This window comes from Streptomyces nogalater (genome assembly GCF_039532885.1).
GTDB lineage: Bacteria > Actinomycetota > Actinomycetes > Streptomycetales > Streptomycetaceae > Streptomyces > Streptomyces nogalater.
Window position 1 is genome coordinate 1 of sequence record NZ_BAAASM010000045.1, and the last position, 17126, is coordinate 17126.

17 protein-coding genes and 1 pseudogene are annotated in these 17126 nt (G+C 73.6%); 7 read left to right on the forward strand and 11 right to left on the reverse strand.

Features of this window, described 5'->3' with window-relative positions; translation table 11 throughout:
- Positions 1–469: pseudogene (locus tag ABD350_RS38040) on the forward strand (IS701 family transposase); the annotation flags it as partial.
- Between the two features lie 137 nt (positions 470–606).
- On the opposite strand, the gene ABD350_RS27770 reads toward ABD350_RS38040, so the two are convergent.
- From ABD350_RS27770 to ABD350_RS27805, 8 genes are all read right to left on the reverse strand, one after another.
- Positions 607–1128: a cupin domain-containing protein gene (locus ABD350_RS27770; RefSeq protein ID WP_344351352.1), complete on the reverse strand. Its 522-nt coding sequence runs from the start codon at positions 1126–1128 to the stop codon at positions 607–609.
- 7 nt (positions 1129–1135) lie between these two features.
- Positions 1136–2362 (reverse strand): cytochrome P450, encoded by a 1227-nt coding sequence (locus tag ABD350_RS27775; protein ID WP_344351356.1) that lies wholly within the window; start codon positions 2360–2362, stop codon positions 1136–1138.
- Positions 2359–3423: a type III polyketide synthase gene (locus ABD350_RS27780; protein ID WP_344351359.1), complete on the reverse strand. Its 1065-nt coding sequence runs from the start codon at positions 3421–3423 to the stop codon at positions 2359–2361. Before ABD350_RS27780 ends, ABD350_RS27775 begins: the two co-directional genes overlap by 4 nt.
- Positions 3424–3790: 367 nt before the next feature.
- A complete protein-coding gene (locus tag ABD350_RS27785; RefSeq protein WP_030603860.1) occupies positions 3791–4024 on the reverse strand; it encodes a DUF6213 family protein in 234 nt (77 codons plus the stop codon).
- Between the two features lie 26 nt (positions 4025–4050).
- Positions 4051–5436 (reverse strand): NADP-dependent succinic semialdehyde dehydrogenase, encoded by a 1386-nt coding sequence (locus ABD350_RS27790; RefSeq protein WP_344351364.1) that lies wholly within the window; start codon positions 5434–5436, stop codon positions 4051–4053.
- Positions 5437–5513: 77 nt separating this feature from the next.
- Positions 5514–5987: an NUDIX hydrolase gene (locus tag ABD350_RS27795; RefSeq protein ID WP_344351367.1), complete on the reverse strand. Its 474-nt coding sequence runs from the start codon at positions 5985–5987 to the stop codon at positions 5514–5516.
- Positions 5984–7522: an ATP-dependent DNA ligase gene (locus ABD350_RS27800; RefSeq protein WP_344351370.1), complete on the reverse strand. Its 1539-nt coding sequence runs from the start codon at positions 7520–7522 to the stop codon at positions 5984–5986. Before ABD350_RS27800 ends, ABD350_RS27795 begins: the two co-directional genes overlap by 4 nt.
- Before the next feature lie 29 nt (positions 7523–7551).
- Positions 7552–8481, reverse strand: a complete 930-nt coding sequence (locus ABD350_RS27805; protein WP_344351373.1) for an NAD(P)/FAD-dependent oxidoreductase — start codon at positions 8479–8481, stop codon at positions 7552–7554.
- Positions 8482–8558: 77 nt separating this feature from the next.
- On the opposite strand from ABD350_RS27805, the gene ABD350_RS27810 reads away from it, so the two are divergent.
- From ABD350_RS27810 to ABD350_RS27835, 6 genes are all read left to right on the forward strand, one after another.
- Positions 8559–9131, forward strand: a complete 573-nt coding sequence (locus ABD350_RS27810; RefSeq protein ID WP_344351375.1) for a helix-turn-helix domain-containing protein — start codon at positions 8559–8561, stop codon at positions 9129–9131.
- A 105-nt stretch (positions 9132–9236) separates the two neighbouring features.
- The gene (locus tag ABD350_RS27815) at positions 9237–10208 is read left to right on the forward strand and encodes an NADPH:quinone oxidoreductase family protein (RefSeq protein WP_344351378.1); all 972 of its coding nucleotides are present in this window, start codon (positions 9237–9239) and stop codon (positions 10206–10208) included.
- The gene (locus ABD350_RS27820) at positions 10205–11386 is read left to right on the forward strand and encodes an acyl-CoA dehydrogenase family protein (protein ID WP_344351380.1); all 1182 of its coding nucleotides are present in this window, start codon (positions 10205–10207) and stop codon (positions 11384–11386) included. Before ABD350_RS27815 ends, ABD350_RS27820 begins: the two co-directional genes overlap by 4 nt.
- Entirely contained in the window at positions 11383–12456 is a 1074-nt protein-coding gene (locus ABD350_RS27825; protein WP_344351383.1) for an acyl-CoA dehydrogenase family protein, read from the forward strand. The genes ABD350_RS27820 and ABD350_RS27825 overlap by 4 nt, the downstream gene beginning before the upstream one ends.
- Positions 12457–12615: 159 nt before the next feature.
- Entirely contained in the window at positions 12616–13551 is a 936-nt protein-coding gene (locus ABD350_RS27830; protein ID WP_344351385.1) for a phosphatidylinositol-specific phospholipase C/glycerophosphodiester phosphodiesterase family protein, read from the forward strand.
- Between the two features lie 101 nt (positions 13552–13652).
- On the forward strand, positions 13653–13847 hold the full coding sequence (locus ABD350_RS27835) for a hypothetical protein (protein ID WP_344351386.1): 195 nt from the start codon (positions 13653–13655) through the stop codon (positions 13845–13847).
- Positions 13848–13859: 12 nt separating this feature from the next.
- Here ABD350_RS27835 and ABD350_RS27840 read toward each other — a convergent pair whose 3' ends face one another.
- The 3 genes from ABD350_RS27840 to ABD350_RS27850 form a co-directional block, all read right to left on the reverse strand.
- Entirely contained in the window at positions 13860–15098 is a 1239-nt protein-coding gene (locus ABD350_RS27840; protein ID WP_344351387.1) for a phosphodiester glycosidase family protein, read from the reverse strand.
- A 75-nt stretch (positions 15099–15173) separates the two neighbouring features.
- The gene (locus ABD350_RS27845; protein ID WP_344351407.1) at positions 15174–15533 is read right to left on the reverse strand and encodes a DUF779 domain-containing protein; all 360 of its coding nucleotides are present in this window, start codon (positions 15531–15533) and stop codon (positions 15174–15176) included.
- Between the two features lie 45 nt (positions 15534–15578).
- The gene (locus ABD350_RS27850) at positions 15579–17045 is read right to left on the reverse strand and encodes a purine-cytosine permease family protein (RefSeq protein ID WP_344351388.1); all 1467 of its coding nucleotides are present in this window, start codon (positions 17043–17045) and stop codon (positions 15579–15581) included.
- Positions 17046–17126 lie beyond the last annotated feature (81 nt).

The following is a 17126-nucleotide window of genomic DNA, read 5'->3' on the forward strand; positions in this document are numbered from 1 at the left end:
AAAGGCCCACGCCTCTACGAATGGGCCGGCGCACGCCTGCCGTCGATCAGCGTCTCCGACGGCGGCCGGCCCACCCACGAGCGGTGCGTACTGGGCCGCCGCAGCCCGGCCCGCCCAAACGAGATCGCCTACTACCTCGCCTACACCCCCAACGGCACCAGCGTGGCCGACCCTGTCCGGATCGCCGGCTCCCGCTGGGCGATCGAGGAAGCCTTCCAGGCCGCCAAGAACGAATGCGGCCTCGACCAGTACGAGGTCCGTCGCTATCCGGGCTGGTACCGGCACATCACGCCGGCCACGCTCACCCACGCGTTCCTAGCCGTCGTCGCAGCCCAGACAACCGAAAGGGGGGGCGGCAGAAACGACCCCACCAGCACCATCCGCTTCACGGTGGCAGAGGTCCGCAGACTCCTGGACACTCTCCTGCCCCGCCCGACACCCCGCCTCGGAGCAGTCGTCCACGCCCTGAACTGGTCCCTCTGCGCAGACAACACCAAGCGATCACCCGCCACCGCCACTACCGAAGAAGGACCAGCTCAGGCAACGATTTCTGACTGGAGTACTAGCGCCGGGGCGGAGTCGCACCGCGCGTACGGCTCCGCCTGCTCATCGGTGCTTCAGGGGTGTGAGCTGCTCGATGTCGTACTTCGCCCGCAGCGCCTCGATCGCCTCCTGGTCCGGCGGGCCCCCGTCGGCCAGGATCTCCAGGAGCTCCTCGAAATAGCGTTCGTGGTCCGGTGGGGGAGAAGCCTGGAAGAACATCTTCGCCGGGCTGTCCGTCGGGTTGGCGAAGGCGTGGGGGCAGCCCGGCGGTACGACGATGACCGTGCCCGGTGTCGCGCGCACCACCCGGCTGCCCGAAGGCGACTGCCACTTCTGCCAGTTGTCGGGGGTGCGGATGCGCGGCTCGAAGGCGAGGACGTCCAGCTCCCCTTCGAGGACGTAGAACAACTCCTCGCTGCGGGTGTGCACATGGGCGCCCACGTCGAAACCGGGCGGCACCTCCACCTCGAAGGTGGAGGCCATCCGCGAGTGGGCGCCGGTGACCTTGAACGTCACCCGCTGGGCCGGCGTCTCGACGACGCGGCCGTGCCCCGGTGGTACGTACAGTCCCTCGGTCTCGGTCATGGGCGACTCACCACGTCACCGGCAGGGCCTCGGGCCCGCGGATCAACGCACCCTTCCGAAAGGGGACTTGATCCGGGGGTACGGCCAGTCGCAGGCCCGGCACCCGGTCCAGCAGGGCGTCCGTCAGCAGCTCCTCCTCCAGCCGGGCCAGGATCCCGCCCGGGCAGTAGTGCGGGCCGAAACCGAAGGCCGCGTGCGGGTTGGGGCTGCGGGAGAAGTCGATGGTGTCCGGGTCGGGGAAGACCTCGGGGTCGCGGTTGGCGGCCAGGTACGAGACGTACACCGCATCGCCCGCGCGGATGCGGACCCCGCCGATGTCCACGTCCTCCAGGGCGACGCGGGACAGCCCGACCGCGTTGCGGTGCGGGATGTAGCGCAGGAGTTCGTCGATCGCCCGGGGCCGGATCCCCGGCTCCGCGCGCAGCCGTTCCAGCAGCCGGGGGCGGGTCAGCAGCAGATAGAAGAGCTGCCCGCTGTTGCTGGTGACCGCCTCCCCGCCGATCTGGAGGAGCACGGCGAGGCCGACGGCCTGGTCCAGCGTGATCTCCCCGCGGTCCACCGCGGCGCCCAGCAGGGAGGTGACGTCCTCGCCGGTGCCGGTGCCGGTGCCGTGGCCGCGCCGCCCGATCAGCTCGGCGAAGTACGCGGCCATCTCCCGCTTGGCCCCCTCGCTGATCCGCTTGCCGTGCGAGGAGGAGAGGATCAGCTCGGTCCAGGTGTGCAGGGCGTGCCGGTCGCCGGCCGGGACGCCCATCAGCTCGCAGATCACCGCGATCGGGAACGGGCCGAGCACCGCGCTGGTCAGGTCCGCGGGCGGGCCGCCGCGCAACAGCTCGTCGACCAGCTCCGCCAGCTGCGCGCGCGCCTTCTCCCGCACCCGCTCCACGCCCTTGGCGGTGAACGCGGCGGCCACCGAGCGGCGCAGCCGGGTGTGTTCGGGCGGATCGAGGAAGCCGACCGCGCCCGGTTCGGGGATGAAGTGCGGGGCCAGCCGGGTGACCTGCTTGGCCATGACCGCCGCACGGCTGAAGCGGGGGTCGCCCGCCACCAGGCGTACGTCCTCGTACCGGGTGACCAGCCACGCCCAGCCCTCACCGTGCGGCAGCTGGACGCGGGTGACCGGGCCCTCCGCCATCAGATCGGCCAGCACCGGGTCGAACTCGGTCCCGGGCAGGTCGGACGCCGGCCAGTGCCGTACCGGGGGCAGGGTCTTAGGCAGCGCCGGCGCGGTCACCGCCCGGCTCCGTCCCCGTCGGCCCAGCGGCCGACCGTCATCTCGGCGGTGATGCCGGGACCGAACCCGGCGAGCAGCCCGCGCGCCCGGTCCTCGGCGCCGCCCTCGTCGAACAGCCGGCGCAGCGCGTCCAGGACGACGGCGCTGGCGATGTTGCCGTACTCGGTGAGCGTGGCCCGGCTGAACCGGAACGCGTGCGGATCGACCTGGAGGAACCTGCTCAGGTCGTCGAGTATGCGGGGACCGCCCGCGTGGATGATGTAGAAGTCCAGGTCGGTCGCGTCCCAGCCGTGCGTGCCGGCCAGTTCCTTCAGGGCCGGGGCGAGCGGCTCCATGGTCGTCGGCACCCGCTTGTCCAGCAGGAAGTGGAAGCCGGTCGCGCGCACGTCGTAGGCGATCCACTCCTCGGTCTTCGGGATCAGATAGGAGCCGTTGCGCTCCAGGCTGACGCCCCGGCCGCCGCGCCCGCGGACCACGGCGGCGGCGACACCGTCGCCGAACAGCCCGTTGGAGAGCAGCGAGCCGACGCCGAGGTCGGTGGGCTGGTAGCACAGCGAGCAGAACTCGCAGGCCACGATGAGGGCGTTGGCCTGCGGGTAGGCCGAGCAGAAGTCGTGCGCCCGGTTGATCGCCGCACCACCGGCCGCGCAGCCCAGCTGGGCGATCGGGAGCTGGCGGGTGGTGCTGTCGAAGTCCATCTCGTTGATCAGCCACGCCGTCAGCGAGGGCATCATGAAGCCCGTGCACGACACGTAGATGATCACGTCGATGTCGCTGGTGAGCAGTTCCGCGTCGTCCAGCGCGCGCTGGATCACTGCGGGGACCCGGGCCTTGGCCTCGGCCTCGTAGAGCTTGTTGCGCTCCTCGAAGCCCGGGTGTTTCAGGGTCTCCTCGATGGGCTGGACGATGTGCCGTGTCTTGACGCCGGTGTTCTCGATCAGCCTGAGGGCGAGTGGCAGTTGTGGGTGGTCGGCGTGGCGGGAGCGCGCCAGCTCCAGCGTCTCCTCCATCGTGATCACGTACTCCGGGACCGACACCGAGGGCTTGCACAAGGTCGCCATGAACCGTCCCTGCTTTCCGCGTTCCGGGGGCCTTCGCCCGCCGGTCAGAAGGTGGGTTCGCCTCTGTGGGCGCTCCACCCACCGTCACCCGGGAGGGCGATGATCTCCCGTTGGGTTACTCCGAACCGGGGACCCCGGGGTCCGGCCCGCAGGGCGATTCCTACGGCCGGACGAGGGAAAACGGCAGGCCGGACGTTACGACCGAGCGGCCGGCGGCGACGGTTCGGGCCGCCGCCGGCCGGGCGCCCGGTGGCGGGCCCGGCCACCGGGCGGTGAGGGCGCCACCCGGTGGACGCGGCGGGGCCGGCACGGCCACCGGCGGCGGGGCATGCGGTGGGGGACGTACGGCGGGCGCCGCGGGGACGGCCTACTGCGTCCCGCTGCTGTGCGCGATGCACGCGACGTCGATCCGGTCCGCCAGCTTGGCCAGCTCGATGGTCAGCGCGGCCACGGTGTCCTCGTCGAGCCCCTGCTCGCCCGCCTCGACCAGATGCAGCCACCGCGCGCCCACGGTCCGCAACAACTTACTCACGTCGGCCGCGGAGACCTGCAAGGCCCCGCGGTCGTCGACGATCAGAGGCAGGGTCACTTCGCGGTTCACAGAACGGGATGGTAGCCGTGCGGCCCTCACGCACCCTGCCAAACCGTGGTGATGTTGCAGAACTCCCGGATTCCGTGCCCGGACAGCTCACGCCCGTACCCCGAGCGCTTCACCCCGCCGAACGGGAACGCCGGATGGGAGGCGGTCATCCCGTTGACGTACACCGAACCGGCCTCCAGGTCCCGGGCGAACCGCTCGACCTCGGTCTCGTCCCGCGTCCACACGTTGGAACTCAGGCCGAACGCCGAGTCGTTGGCGACGAGCACGGCCTCGTCCACGTCGTGCGCCCGGTACAGCGTGGCGACCGGTCCGAACGCCTCCTCGCGGTGGATGCGCATCTCCCGCCTGATGCCGGACAGTACGGTCGGCGGGTAGTACCAGCCGGGCCCGTCCGGCCGCTCGCCGCCGCACAGCACCTCGGCCCCGCCGCGCCGCGCGTCGTCGACCAGTTCCTCCAGATCCGCGCGGCCCCGCTCGCTGGCGAGCGGCCCGACCTCGGTGTCCTCCGCCAGCGGGTCGCCGACCTTCAGGGCCCGCATGCCCGCGACGAACCTCTCGGCGAAGGCGTCGTAGACGTCGGTGTGCACGATGAACCGCTTGGCGGCGATGCAGGACTGCCCGTTGTTCTGCACCCGCGCGGTCACCGCGACCTCGGCCGCGCGGTCGAGGTCCGCGGAGGGCATCACGATGTACGGGTCGCTGCCGCCCAGCTCCAGCACCGTCTTCTTGATCATCTCCCCGGCGGTGGACGCGACCGCCCGGCCCGCCGGTTCGCTGCCGGTCAGGGTGGCCGCCCGGACCCGCTCGTCGCGCAGGATGTCGTCCACCGCGCCGGAGCCGATCAGCAGTGTCTGGAAGCAGCCCTCCGGGAAGCCCGCCCGGTGGAAGAGGTCCTCCAGGTACAGGGCCGTCTGCGGCACGTTGGAGGCGTGCTTGAGCAGGCCCACGTTGCCGGCCATCAGGGCGGGCGCCGCGAACCGGACCACCTGCCACAGCGGGAAGTTCCACGGCATCACGGCGAGCACCGGGCCGAGCGGGCGGTAGCGCACCCGCACCCGGGAGGCGCCCGAGTCGCGCACGTCCGCCTCGGCGGGCTCCTCGTCGGCCAGCAGCCGCTCGGCGTGCTCGGCGTACCAGCGCATCGCCTTGGCGCACTTCGCCGCCTCCGCGCGGGCCTGCCGGACGGGCTTGCCCATCTCGGTGGTGACGACCCGGCCGATCTCCCGCTGGTCCTCGTCCAGCAGCCCGGCGGCCTTGTCCAGCAGCCGGGCGCGCTCGGCGAACGAGGTCGTCCGGTAGGTGCGGAACGTCGCCTCGGCCAGCTCCAGCCGGCGTTCCAGCTCGTCCTCGTCCATGGGCTCGTATGTCTTGAGCGTCTCGCCGTTCGCCGGATTCACCGTCGCGATGGGCATGACCGACCTCCCTGCAAGCGGGCTTGTCTCGACCTTCGCGCGCGGCCCGGCAAGTCGCAACGCGACAGGTCCTCGGATCAGCCCGAGTGCTCCGCCAGCCGGTCGAGAAACGCGGCCTGCGCCGTGATGATCACCGCACGGGCCCGGTCCGGGGTGAACCACGCCACCCGGTCCAGCTCCGGGAACTCCCGCAGTCGGCCGGAGCGCGGCGGCCACTCCATGGTGAACGTCCCCGGCTCGATCGTCTCCGGGTCGAGGTCCGCCTCCACCGCCCAGGCCGTGACGATCTTGCCGTTGCGCTGCACGACCTCGCCCAGCGCCACGGCCTCCCCGTCCGGCGGCGCCACCCCCAGCTCCTCGCGGAACTCCCGCCGGGCCGCCTCCCAGGCCGGCTCCGCCGGGTCGTACTCGCCCTTGGGTACCGTCCAGGCGCCTGCGTTCTTCCTCGCCCACAGCGGGCCGCCCATATGGCCGAGCAGTACCTCCAGGCCCCGAGGCGTGTGCCGGAACAACAGCAGTCCCGCGCTGCGCTTCGCCGTCCGCACCGTCACGTCCCGGCCTCCGGATGGGCTGCCAGCAGGGCCTGCACCGTATCGGCCTCCTCGGGGCGCTTGTCCTCGCGGTAACGGACCACGCGGGCGAAACGCAGGGTGACACCGGCCGGATAGCGGGTGGAGCGCTGGAGGCCGTCGTAGGCGATCTCCACGACGAGTTCGGGGCGCACCCGGACCACCCGGCCGTCGTCCTCGACCGCCAGCTCCTTGAGCCGCCCGGTCTGCCAGGCGAGCATCGCGTCCGTCATGCCCTTGAAGGTCTTGCCCAGCATCGCGAAGCCGCCGTCCGCCGTGCGAGCGCCGAGGTGGAGGTTGGACAGCCGGCCGGTGCGCCGGCCGTGGCCCCACTCGGCGGCCAGCACCACCAGGTCCAGGGTGTGCACGGGTTTGACCTTCAGCCAGGACGCGCCGCGCCGGCCCGCGCTGTATGGCGCGTCGAGCCCCTTGACCACCACGCCCTCGTGACCCCGGGCCAGGGTGTCCGCCAGGAACCGCTCCGCCCGAGGGGTGTCCTCGGGGCCCGAGACCAGCGTGCGCCGCACCCGCATCGGCTCGGGCACCAGCCGGGACAGCTCCGCGTGCCGCTCGGCGAACGGCAGGTCGAGCAGGTCGCGGCCGTCCACCGCGAGGGCGTCGAAGAAGACGGGGGAGACCGGGACCTCCGCGGCCGCCCGCGCCACGTCGGTCCGGGAACCCACCCGGCCCGCCGTCTCCTGGAAGGACCGGGGCCGCCCCGCCGCGTCGAAGGAGATCACCTCCCCGTCCAGGATGAACCGCTCGCCCGGCAACGCCAGCGCGGCGGCCGTGACTTCGGGCAGCCTGCCGGTGATGTCGTCCAGGGTGCGGGTGTGGATCCGCACCCGCCCGCCCTCCCGGTGCACCTGGATCCGGATGCCGTCCAGCTTCTCCTCCACCGCGCAGGCGCCCAGCTTCTCCACCGCCTCCGCGACCGACGACGCGCTGTGCGCCAGCATCGGCAGCACCGGGCGGCCCACCGTGAGCCGGAACCGCTCCAGCGCGGCCGGCCCCTCGCCGAGCAGCGCCTCGGCCACCGTCTGGAGCGACCCGGCGAGCATCACGGCCCGGCGTACGTCCGCCGGCTCCGCCCCTGTCGCCTGGGCCAGGCCCTCCACCGCGACCGCGTCCAGCGCGCCCTGGCGGACCTCGCCGGTCAGCAGGCCCAGCAGGAAGCGCTGCTCGGCCTCGGTGGCCGCGCCCATCAGCTCGCCGACGATCCGGGACCGCTCCGCCTGGGACCCGGGCCCGGCCACCTCGCCCAGCTCGCCGAGCCGGGCGTCGACCTCGCGCACGGTGAGCGTGGGCTCGGCGGCCGGCGGCACCGGGCGGCCCAGCACCTTCCAGCCGACCCCGAGCCGGCCCTGCGGCAGCCGTCCGGCCAGATAGGGGATGACGATCGGCACGTCCCCTGCCCCGGCCTCCCGGAACAGCTGCGCGAGCAGCGCGGTCTTGCGGGACCGCGCCGCCGTCGCGGCGACCTCCCGGGACACCTCGGCCAGCCGGGTCAGCAGCATGTCCCCAGAGTGCACCGGGGGCGCCCGGTCTACACCCCCACGGCCGCGTCGAGGTCGGCCATCAGCAGTTCCGCGTTGATCGCCGCGCCCGCCCGGTAGCCCCGGCTGGCCGCGTTCACCACCTGCTCGGCGAATCCGCTCGCGTTGCCCGCGGCCCACAGCCCGGGCACGCTCGTCAGGCCCCGTTCGTCGATCACCGGGTAGCTGCCGAACGGTGTCTCGTGCAGGTCCGCGCCCAGCTTGACCAGGAGATCGTTGTTCGGGACGGCGCGCGGGGCGGCGTACAGCACCGCACGGTCGTGCACCGTGCCGTCGGAAAGCCGGACTCCGGTGAGCCGGTCGTCGGCGACCACCAGCCCCGCCACCTCGCCGGGCACCACCGCGACCCCGGCGGCGGCCAGCCGGCGCAGGTCCTGGTCGGTCAGCTCGGCCTCGTCCACCCGGTGCAGGAAGAGCCGTACGTCCTTCGACCACTGGGTGACCATCAGCGCCTGGTGCACGCTGAGCGGCGAGGTGGCGAGGACCCCGGTCGGCAGGTCGCGCGCCTCCCAGCCGTGGCAGTACGGGCAGTGCAGCACGTCCCGGCCGTACCGCTCGGCCAGGCCCGCGACCGGTGGCAGTTCGTCCCGCAGGCCGGTGGCGATCACCAGCCGCCGGGCCCGCACGGTCCGGCCCCCGGCGAGGACGACGGTGAAGTCCGCCTCCCGCCTGGCGTCCACCACCCGGTCCCGCACCAGCTCCACCCCGTACCGGGCGATCTCCGCGCGTCCCACCGCCAGGAACTCGGCCGGGGACATGCCGTCCCGGGAGAGGTAACCCTGCATGTGCGCGGACGGCGCGTTGCGCGGCTCGCCCGCGTCGACCACCAGGGTGCGGCGCCGGGACCGGCCCAGTACCAGCGCGGCGGACAGCCCGGCCGCCCCGCCGCCGACGACGACCACTTCGTAGTTCTCGGTCATGGTGACCACCTCCGCCACGACCGTCGCCCAAACCGTGCGGCATTGACAAACCTCTTTGCCGAACCTGCAATAAGGTCATGAGTACCGACGACGTTCTCGCCGAGGTGGGCCCGCGGTTGCGGCGGCTCCGCAAGGAGCGGCAGGTGACCCTGGCGGCGCTGTCCGAGGCCACCGGCATCTCCGTCAGCACGCTCTCCCGGCTGGAGTCCGGCCTGCGCAGGCCCAGCCTGGAGCTGCTGCTGCCCATCGCCCAGGCCCACCAGGTGCCGCTGGACGAGCTGGTCGGCGCCCCGCCGGTCGGCGACCCCCGGGTGCGGGCCCGGCCGATCACCCGGCAGGGACGCACCCTGTATCCGCTGACCCGGCAGCCCGGCGGGCTCCAGGCCTACAAGGTGGTCGAGCCGCAGCGCTCCGCCGAGCCCGACCCCCGCACCCACGAGGGTTACGAATGGCTGTACGTGCTGTCCGGGCGGCTGCGCCTGGTGCTCGGCCGGCACGACGTGGTCCTCTCGGCGGGCGAGGCGGCCGAGTTCGACACCCGCGTGCCGCACTGGTTCGGGTCGACGGGGGAGGGGCCGGTGGAGTTCCTGAGCCTGTTCGGGCCGCAGGGGGAGCGGATGCATGTACGGGCGCGGCCGGCCCGTTCGTGACGTCCGCTCGGCGTTCGGGGCCCGGCGGCTGTTCCCTGATCGGCAAGCGACCGCTTAGTATGCGGTCGGACCCGGTCAGACGAAGCAGTCCCGTGGAGGCCCCGCATGCAGGCATGGCAAGTGCACGACAACGGCGAGCCGGGCGAGGTGATGCGCCTGGCGGAGGTGGAGCGGCCCACGCCCGGGGACGGCCAGGTGCTGCTGCGGGTGCGCGCCGCCAACGTCAACTTCCCCGACGCGCTGCTGTGCCGGGGCCAGTACCAGGTGCGCCCGCCGCTGCCCTTCACACCCGGCGTGGAGATCTGCGGCGAGACCGAGGACGGCCGCCGGGTGCTCGCCAACCCCGCGCTGCCCTACGGCGGTTTCGCCGAGTACGCCGTCGCCGACGGCCGCGCCCTGCTGCCCGCGCCCGCCTCGCTGGACGACGCCGAGGCCGCCGCCCTGCACATCGGCTACCAGACCGGCTGGTTCGGCCTGCACCGCCGGGCCCGGCTGGAGGCGGGGGAGACCCTGCTCGTGCACGCCGCCGCCGGAGGCGTGGGCAGCGCCGCCGTCCAGCTCGGCCAGGCGGCCGGCGCCACCGTGATCGGTGTCGTGGGCGGCGCGGAGAAGGCCGCCGTCGCCCGGGAGCTGGGCTGCGACGTGGTGGTCGACCGGCGCGCCGAGGACGTCGTCGCCGCCGTGAAGGAGGCCACCGGCGGCCGGGGCGCCGACGTGATCTACGACCCGGTCGGCGGCGCCGCCTACACCCAGTCCACCAAGGTCGTCGCCTTCGAGGGCCGGATCGTCGTCGTCGGCTTCGCCGGCGGCACCATCCCCACCCCCGCCCTCAACCACGCCCTGGTCAAGAACTACTCGATCCTCGGCCTGCACTGGGGCCTGTACAACACCAAGAACCCCGAGCTGGTCCGGCACTGTCACGAACAGCTCACCGAGCTGGCCGCGCGGGGCGCCGTCAAGCCGCTGGTCAGCGAGCGGGTGCCGCTCGCCGGCGCGGCCGGTGCCGTGCAGCGGGTCGCCGACGGGGTGACCACCGGCCGGATCGCCGTCGTACCGGAGAACGGAGCCGCCGCATGACCGACGCCGCCGAACTGCGCAGCCGCACCCGGGAGTTCCTCGCGCAGCATCCGCCCGCGAGCACCGGCCGCCTGGACTTCCTGCGGGCCCGCTTCGACGCCGGCCTCGCCTGGGTGCACTACCCCGAGGGCCTCGGCGGCCTCGGTGCCCCCCGCTCCCTCCAGGGCGTCGTGGACGCCGAACTGGAGGCCGCCGGCGCCCCCGACAACGACCCCCGGCGGATCGGCATCGGCCTCGGCATGGCCGCGCCGACCATCCTCACGTACGGCACCGAGGAGCAGAAGCGGCGCTATCTGCGGCCCCTGTGGACCGGGGAGGAGGTCTGGTGCCAGCTGTTCAGCGAGCCCGGCGCCGGCTCCGACCTGGCCGCGCTGGGCACCCGGGCGGTCCGCGAGGGCGACGATTGGGTGGTCAACGGGCAGAAGGTGTGGACCTCCAGCGCCCACCTCGCCCGCTGGGCCATCCTCATCGCCCGCACCGACCCGGATGTGCCCAAGCACCAGGGCATCACCTACTTCGTCTGCGACATGACCGACCCGGGCGTGGAGGTCCGGCCGCTGCGCCAGATCACCGGCGAGGCCGAGTTCAACGAGGTGTTCCTCACCGGCGTCCGCATTCCCGACAACCGGCGCCTCGGCGCGGTCGGCGACGGCTGGCGGGTCGCCCAGACCACGCTCAACAACGAACGCGTCGCCATCGGCGGCATGGCCCAGCCCCGCGAGGGCGGCATGATCGGCGCCGTCGCGAAGACCTGGCGGGAACGCCCGGACCTGCGCACCCACGAACTGCACCAGCGGCTGCTGACGCTGTGGGTGGAGGCCGAGGTGGCCCGGTTCACGAGCGAGCGGCTGCGCCAGCAGCTCGCCGCCGGCCAGCCCGGCCCCGAGGGCGCCGGGATGAAGCTCGCCTTCGCCCGCCTCAACCAGGAGATCAGCGGCCTGGAGGTCGAACTGCGCGGCGAAGAGGGCCTGTTGTACGACGACTGGACCATGCGCCGTCCCGAACACGTCGACTTCACCGGCCGCGACGCCGGCTACCGCTATCTGCGCTCCAAGGGCAACAGCATCGAGGGCGGCACCAGCGAGGTGCTGCTGAACATCGTGGCCGAGCGCGTCCTGGGCCTGCCCGCCGAGCCGCGCACCGACAAGGACGTCGCCTGGAAGGACCTCGCCCGATGACGGATCTGCTGTACTCCGAGGAGGAAGAGGCGCTGCGCGCCGCCGTCCGAGACCTGCTCACGGACCACTGCCCGCCGGCCGGCGTGCTCGCCCGTACCGAGTCGGACGCGCCCCACGACCGGGCCCTGTGGAAGTCCCTCGCCGAGGACATGGGCCTGGCCGGCCTCCTGGTACCCGAGGAGCGCGGCGGCCAGGGCGCCTCCCACCGCGAGGCCGCCGTCGTCCTGGAGGAGCTGGGCCGGGCCGTCGCCCCCGTGCCGTACCTCACCAGCGCGGTCGTGGCCACCGAGGCACTGCTCGCCTCCGACGACGGCGAGCTGCTGGGACGGCTGGCCTCCGGGCGCACCATCGGCGCCCTGGCGGTCGGCCTGCACACCGGATCGGCCACCGGCGTCAGGACCGTACGGGTGGAGAACGGCACCCTGCACGGCGAGCTGACCGGCATCGCGGACGCGGCCGTCGCCGACGTGCTGCTCGTCCCGGCCGACGACGGCGGCCTCTACGCCGTCGCCGCCGACGCCGTGACGGTGCTGCCACAGACCTCCCTGGACCTGACCCGGCCGCTGGCCACCGTGCGGCTGGCGGGCGCTGCCGGCCGTCGCGTCGGGGACACGGAGCCCGCCGTACGCCGGGCCCTGCGCGCCGCCGCCGGACTGCTCGCCGCCGAGCAACTCGGGGTCGCCGACTGGGCGTTGACGGAGACGGTGCGCTATCTGAAGGAGCGCAAGCAGTTCAACCGGCCGGTCGGCGGCTTCCAGGCGCTCAAGCACCGGCTGGCCCGGCTGTGGCTGGAGGTCGTCCACCTGCGGGCCGCCGCCCGCGCCGCCGCCGACGCCCTCTCCACCGGCCAGGACACCGACGTCACGGTGGCCGTCGCCCAGGCCTACGCCGCCCCCGTCGCCGTACGCGCCACCGAGGAGGCGCTGCAACTGCACGGCGGGATCGGCATGACCTGGGAGCACCCGGTCCATCTGTACCTGAAGCGGGCCAAGGCGGACTCGATCGCCTACGGCACTGCGGGCGCCCACCGCGAGGCGCTGGCCGCACTGGCCGACCTCCAGGCCCCCTGACACCCCGGCACCCGCGCACGGTGAAGCCCGCCCCACCCGGGGCGGGCTTTCCGGGCGGCCGAAGTGAACAGCGCGCCAACTCGATGTCGCGAAGGGTCCCTTGGGGCGCACCCGCACGCATACTCTCCCCGGTCCCCATCACCCCCAGGGAGGCAGTGCATGGCCCTCACCACCCGTCGCGGAGCCCTCACCACCCTCGGCGCCGCCCTCGCGGGCACCCTCGCGCCGTCGGCGACCGACGCCCTGGCCGCGGGCGAGGCACCGGGCGTGAACGACGTACCCGGCGTGAGCGACGCACCGGCCGTGAACGACGCACCGGCCGGTGCACGTCGGCGGTGGTCCCGCCCGCTGTGGCGGGCCCACGCCCACAACGACTACGCCCACCCGCGACCCCTGCTCGACGCCCTCGACCACCGCTTCGGCAGCGTCGAAGCCGACATCTTCCTCGTCGGCGGGCGGCTGCTCGTCGGGCACGAGGCGTCCGACCTCGACCCATCCCGCACCCTGGAGTCCCTCTACCTGGAACCGCTCGCCGCCCGCGTCGCCGCCCACCACGGCTCGGTCTACCAAGGCGCGCACCGGCCGCTCCAGCTCCTCGTCGACATCAAGACCGAGGGCGCCGCGACCTACCTCGAACTCGACCGCCGGCTGCGCCGCTACCCGCACCTGTTCACCCGGTACGCGCACGGCCGCGTCCACCCCGGCCCGGTCACCGTCGTCGTCTCCGGCGACCGGGCGGCCCGTACCCCGATGGCCGCGCAGACCGAGCGGCGCGCCTTCTACGACGGCCGGCTCGCCGACCTGGCCGGCCCCGCCCCGGCCTCCCTCACCCCGCTCATCAGCGACAACTGGACGCAGAACTTCGGCTGGACGGGAACGGGGGCGTTCCCGGACGCCGAACGGCGCAAGCTGCGCGGCATCACCGCCGCCGCCCACGCCCGCGGACAGCGCGTCCGGTTCTGGGCCACCCCCGACACCGCCGGCCCGGCCCGGGAAGCGCTGTGGGACGAGCTGCTGGCCGCCGGGGTGGACCACCTCAACACCGACGACCTCGCCGGGCTGGAGGCCTTCCTCGACGCCCGCGCCGCGGCGTAAGACCACACGATCGGCGGACGTGTCAGCCGCCCGGACGAACCCTCCGCTACGTCACACTTGCGCCCGAACGCCGCACATGGGGCGTGGCGGAGGAGGTTCCGATGGCGATTTCCATCTCGGTGGTGCTGCTGCTCCTGATCCTGGCCGTGATCTTCATGCGCAACGGCGCGCTGAAGGTCTCCCACGGCCTGGTCTGCATGCTGCTCGGTTTCTACCTGGCCAGTACCGGCATGGCGCCCACCATCCACAGCGGGCTCACCGCGACCGCCGACCTGGTGAGCAGCCTGCGGCCCTGACCCGGCCGGCGTTCAGCCGGCCGCGAAGACGCCGATGCCGTTGGGCACGGGCCGTTCGGCGCCGCCGCTCGGGTGGTTGCGCACGGTCACGGCACGGTCGTCCGCGTCGCGGGTCACCATCTCCGTCGAGCCGCCGCCGTCCAGGTTGAAGGCATCAAAGGCGCCCAGCGACCGCAGGACCTCCGCCTCCTCGTGGACGGTCAGCCCCGAGCGGTAGTCCGCGGCCCCGTCGAGCGCCAGGAGCAGCAGCTGCCGGCCGCCGCCCTTGACGCCCGCGGCCGTGCGCACCGCCGCGGTCTTGTCGTCCAGCCCGGACAGCGGGGCGCCGCCGCGGACGATCGGGAAGCCGCCGATCGCGAACGCGTACGGCACCCCGGACGAGGCCGCCGTCAGGCCGTGCGTGACCTGCACCGGATCGCCGACGGACAGCTCGCGCAGCTTCCGCGCGCCCTCCTCGCGGCCCACCAGGACCGTCGTGTCCGCGGGGATCGTGCCGCCGCCCGGGGTGCCGGAGACGGAGACCACCCGGCCGTCGCGCACCGTCACCTCGTAGGTGTCCTCGCTGCACGGTGCCGAGCGCTGGGTGTCGGTGCCGCAGACGGCGCGCCCGCGGGAGGCGCCGCCCCAGCGCGCGGTGAAGGCGCCGACCGAGTTCACCGGCAGCGCGTACTGGTTGAGTCCCTTCAGGGGCAGCTTGCCCCCGGGTGTGCCGACGGAGCCGGTGAGGGAGAGGCGGTCCAGGCGGGCCCGCCGGTCGGTGCCCACGCCGAGCACCTCCCGGGTGTCGGTGCCCGGCGGCAGCGCGGGCCCGAACCGCTGGCCCTTCGGCACCGCCGCCTTGAGCACCTGCCCGTCCGCCACGGCCGGTCCGACGGGCGCCCCCGTGGCCGCCACGCCCGGATGCTGGGACTCGGTGATGTGGAAGAAGTCGCCGTTCACCCCGGCGACCGCCCCGGCCGAGTCCGCCAGCCGGGAGAGCGTGGCCCGGGCCGCGACCGTGCCCGGGTACAGCAGGCCGACGCGGACGTGCGGGTTGCCCAGGTCCACCGTGAGCAGGTGGACGCGGGCCGTGCCCTTCGCCGCGTCGACGTCGAACTGCCGGTAGGTGACGCCCGGCGCGATCCGCCGGCCCGCCGGCGCGGCGCCGGCCGGTGCCGCGCCCGTCAGGGCCGCACCGGCCAGCACACCGAGTGCCGTGACCGTCGTGAGAACCGCTCTGCCCGCCGCCGAACGCCCGTTCCGTCTGGACACCGTGCCTCCTGATGCCTCGTCAACCGCCCCCGCGTGCAGGGGAAGTGGAGCAGACTCGGACGGCCGGTGGTACGACTACGCGTCGACGACGCGAGAACGGGTGAGAAAACGTACCCCCTCGGGTGCCTCCAGCGAGAAACCGCTGCCGCGCCCGGGGACGACGTCCACGATCAGCCGGGTGTGGCGCCACGCCTCGTACTGGCCGCGCGCCATCCAGAACGTCACGGGCTCCGGCACGCCCTCCACCGCCAGCTCCGCCAGCAGCACATCCGAACCGCCGGTGCGGAACTCGCCGTCGGGGTAGCACATGGGGGCGCTGCCGTCACAACAGCCGCCGGACTGGTGGAACATCAGCGGGCCGTGCTCGGCGCGCAGCCGGCGCACCAGCTCCGCGGCCCGCGGGGTGAGTTCGACGCGCGGGATCTCCTGTGCCATGTCACCGTCCTCGGGGCCTTCGGCTTCCTCCAGTCTCACGGTCGCTCAAGAGGCCGTCCAGTACGCGGTGTTGGACTGCCGACGCTTGGCCGACAGGGCGTACGTTGCGGAGGCGGCCGCCAGTCCGGCCGGCAGCGCCAGGTCGATACCGCCCAGGGCGGCGGCCACGGGACCGGTGTAGACGCTGTCGACGCACAGCGCGGAGGCCGTCACACCCGCCATGAGGGCCAGCGCCCCGGGCCGGTTGACGCCGCCGGTGTACCAGAACGGCCCGCCGGGCGACTCGTCGGCGAGCGCGGGACCGTCGTAGCGGTTGCGGCGCAGCAGGATGTCCGTGGCGTAGACGGCCGTGGCGGGGCCGAGCAACAGCACGGTCAGCCGCAGCACATCGCCGACGGTGTCCAGGAAGTCCGAGACCAGCAGCGCGTACAGGGTGAGCGACACGGCCACCGCGCCGTCCACCAGGACGCTGAGCGTGCGCCGGATGCGCAGGCCGACGGCCTGGAGGGCGAGACCGGCGCTGTAGGACGTCAGCGCGTTCAGCGCGATGGTGCCGAGGACCAGCGCGAGCAGGAACACCGGCCGGAACCAGCCGGGCAGCAGCGTCTGGAGCGAGGACTCCGGGTCGTTCATGTCGACGGCGGTCGCGGCACAGGCGCCGATGCCGCACACCAGGACGCTCGGCACGAACCCGCCGAGCGCGGTCCAGCCGGCCACCGCCTTCGCGGGGGTGGAGCGGGGCAGATACCGGGAGAAGTCCGCGCTGGTGGTGTACGACAGCGGCCCCGAGGCGACGAGGGCGGTCCCGGCCGACACGGTCGCCCACAGGTCCGTGCCGGTCAGCGGTCGCCCGGGGGCGTAGCCGAAGTCGGTGTGCCGCAGCACCGCGACGCCCACCACGGCGAACACCGCCGACAGCGCCAGGGTGATCGGCAGGTAGAGCCGGACGATCGCGCCGTGGCCGTAGACGCCGATGGCGAGCGTGACGGCGGCGATCAGCACCACGACGGCCGCCTTCACCCCGGTGGTCACCGGCAGCCCGGCCCGGTCCACCAGGGAGAAGGCCGCGGTGGCCGCGGCCGCCAGGTTCAGCGCGAAGTAGCACACGGAGATCAGCCAGCCGGTCACCGCGTTGTTCACCCGGTTCCCGCGCACCCCGTACAGCGCCCGGGTCACCACCTCGCTCGGCGCGCCGGCCACCGGGCCCGGGATCGCCAGCAGGCCGGTGAGCAGCCAGAACAGATTGCCCGCGACGATCACCGCGAGCGCCTGCCACAGGCTCAGCCCCATCAGCACCAGCGCGCCGCCCACCACCAGGCTCAGGTAGGTGACGCTCGTGGCGGCCCATACGGAGAACAACTCGCGTGGCCGGCCCCGGCGTTCGGAGTCCGGGATGTGGTCGATGCCGTGTGCCTCGACGCCGGCGCGCCCGGCGGCCCGGGGGGCAAAGGCGCCGCCGTCGGCGGGTGTGGGCCGTGGGCCGGAGTGCGGATCGGGAAGCGTGGACGCCATGGGGCCTCCGGAAGCCGTGGAAGGGGCCTGGTCGCTTATTGGGCGGGTGACCAGTTGCTTATTGGTCGCACACTCAATAGC

Coding starts and splice junctions, on each gene's coding strand:
- ABD350_RS27770 (WP_344351352.1), bottom strand. CDS start 1,128: ATGACCGAGACCGAGGGACTGTACGTACCACCGGGGCACGGCCGCGTC.
- ABD350_RS27780 (WP_344351359.1), bottom strand. CDS start 3,423: ATGGCGACCTTGTGCAAGCCCTCGGTGTCGGTCCCGGAGTACGTGATC.
- ABD350_RS27790 (WP_344351364.1), bottom strand. CDS start 5,436: ATGCCCATCGCGACGGTGAATCCGGCGAACGGCGAGACGCTCAAGACA.
- ABD350_RS27800 (WP_344351370.1), bottom strand. CDS start 7,522: ATGCTGCTGACCCGGCTGGCCGAGGTGTCCCGGGAGGTCGCCGCGACG.
- ABD350_RS27805 (WP_344351373.1), bottom strand. CDS start 8,481: ATGACCGAGAACTACGAAGTGGTCGTCGTCGGCGGCGGGGCGGCCGGG.
- ABD350_RS27810 (WP_344351375.1), top strand. CDS start 8,559: ATGAGTACCGACGACGTTCTCGCCGAGGTGGGCCCGCGGTTGCGGCGG.
- ABD350_RS27815 (WP_344351378.1), top strand. CDS start 9,237: ATGCAGGCATGGCAAGTGCACGACAACGGCGAGCCGGGCGAGGTGATG.
- ABD350_RS27820 (WP_344351380.1), top strand. CDS start 10,205: ATGACCGACGCCGCCGAACTGCGCAGCCGCACCCGGGAGTTCCTCGCG.
- ABD350_RS27825 (WP_344351383.1), top strand. CDS start 11,383: ATGACGGATCTGCTGTACTCCGAGGAGGAAGAGGCGCTGCGCGCCGCC.
- ABD350_RS27830 (WP_344351385.1), top strand. CDS start 12,616: ATGGCCCTCACCACCCGTCGCGGAGCCCTCACCACCCTCGGCGCCGCC.
- ABD350_RS27835 (WP_344351386.1), top strand. CDS start 13,653: ATGGCGATTTCCATCTCGGTGGTGCTGCTGCTCCTGATCCTGGCCGTG.
- ABD350_RS27845 (WP_344351407.1), bottom strand. CDS start 15,533: ATGGCACAGGAGATCCCGCGCGTCGAACTCACCCCGCGGGCCGCGGAG.
- ABD350_RS27850 (WP_344351388.1), bottom strand. CDS start 17,045: ATGGCGTCCACGCTTCCCGATCCGCACTCCGGCCCACGGCCCACACCC.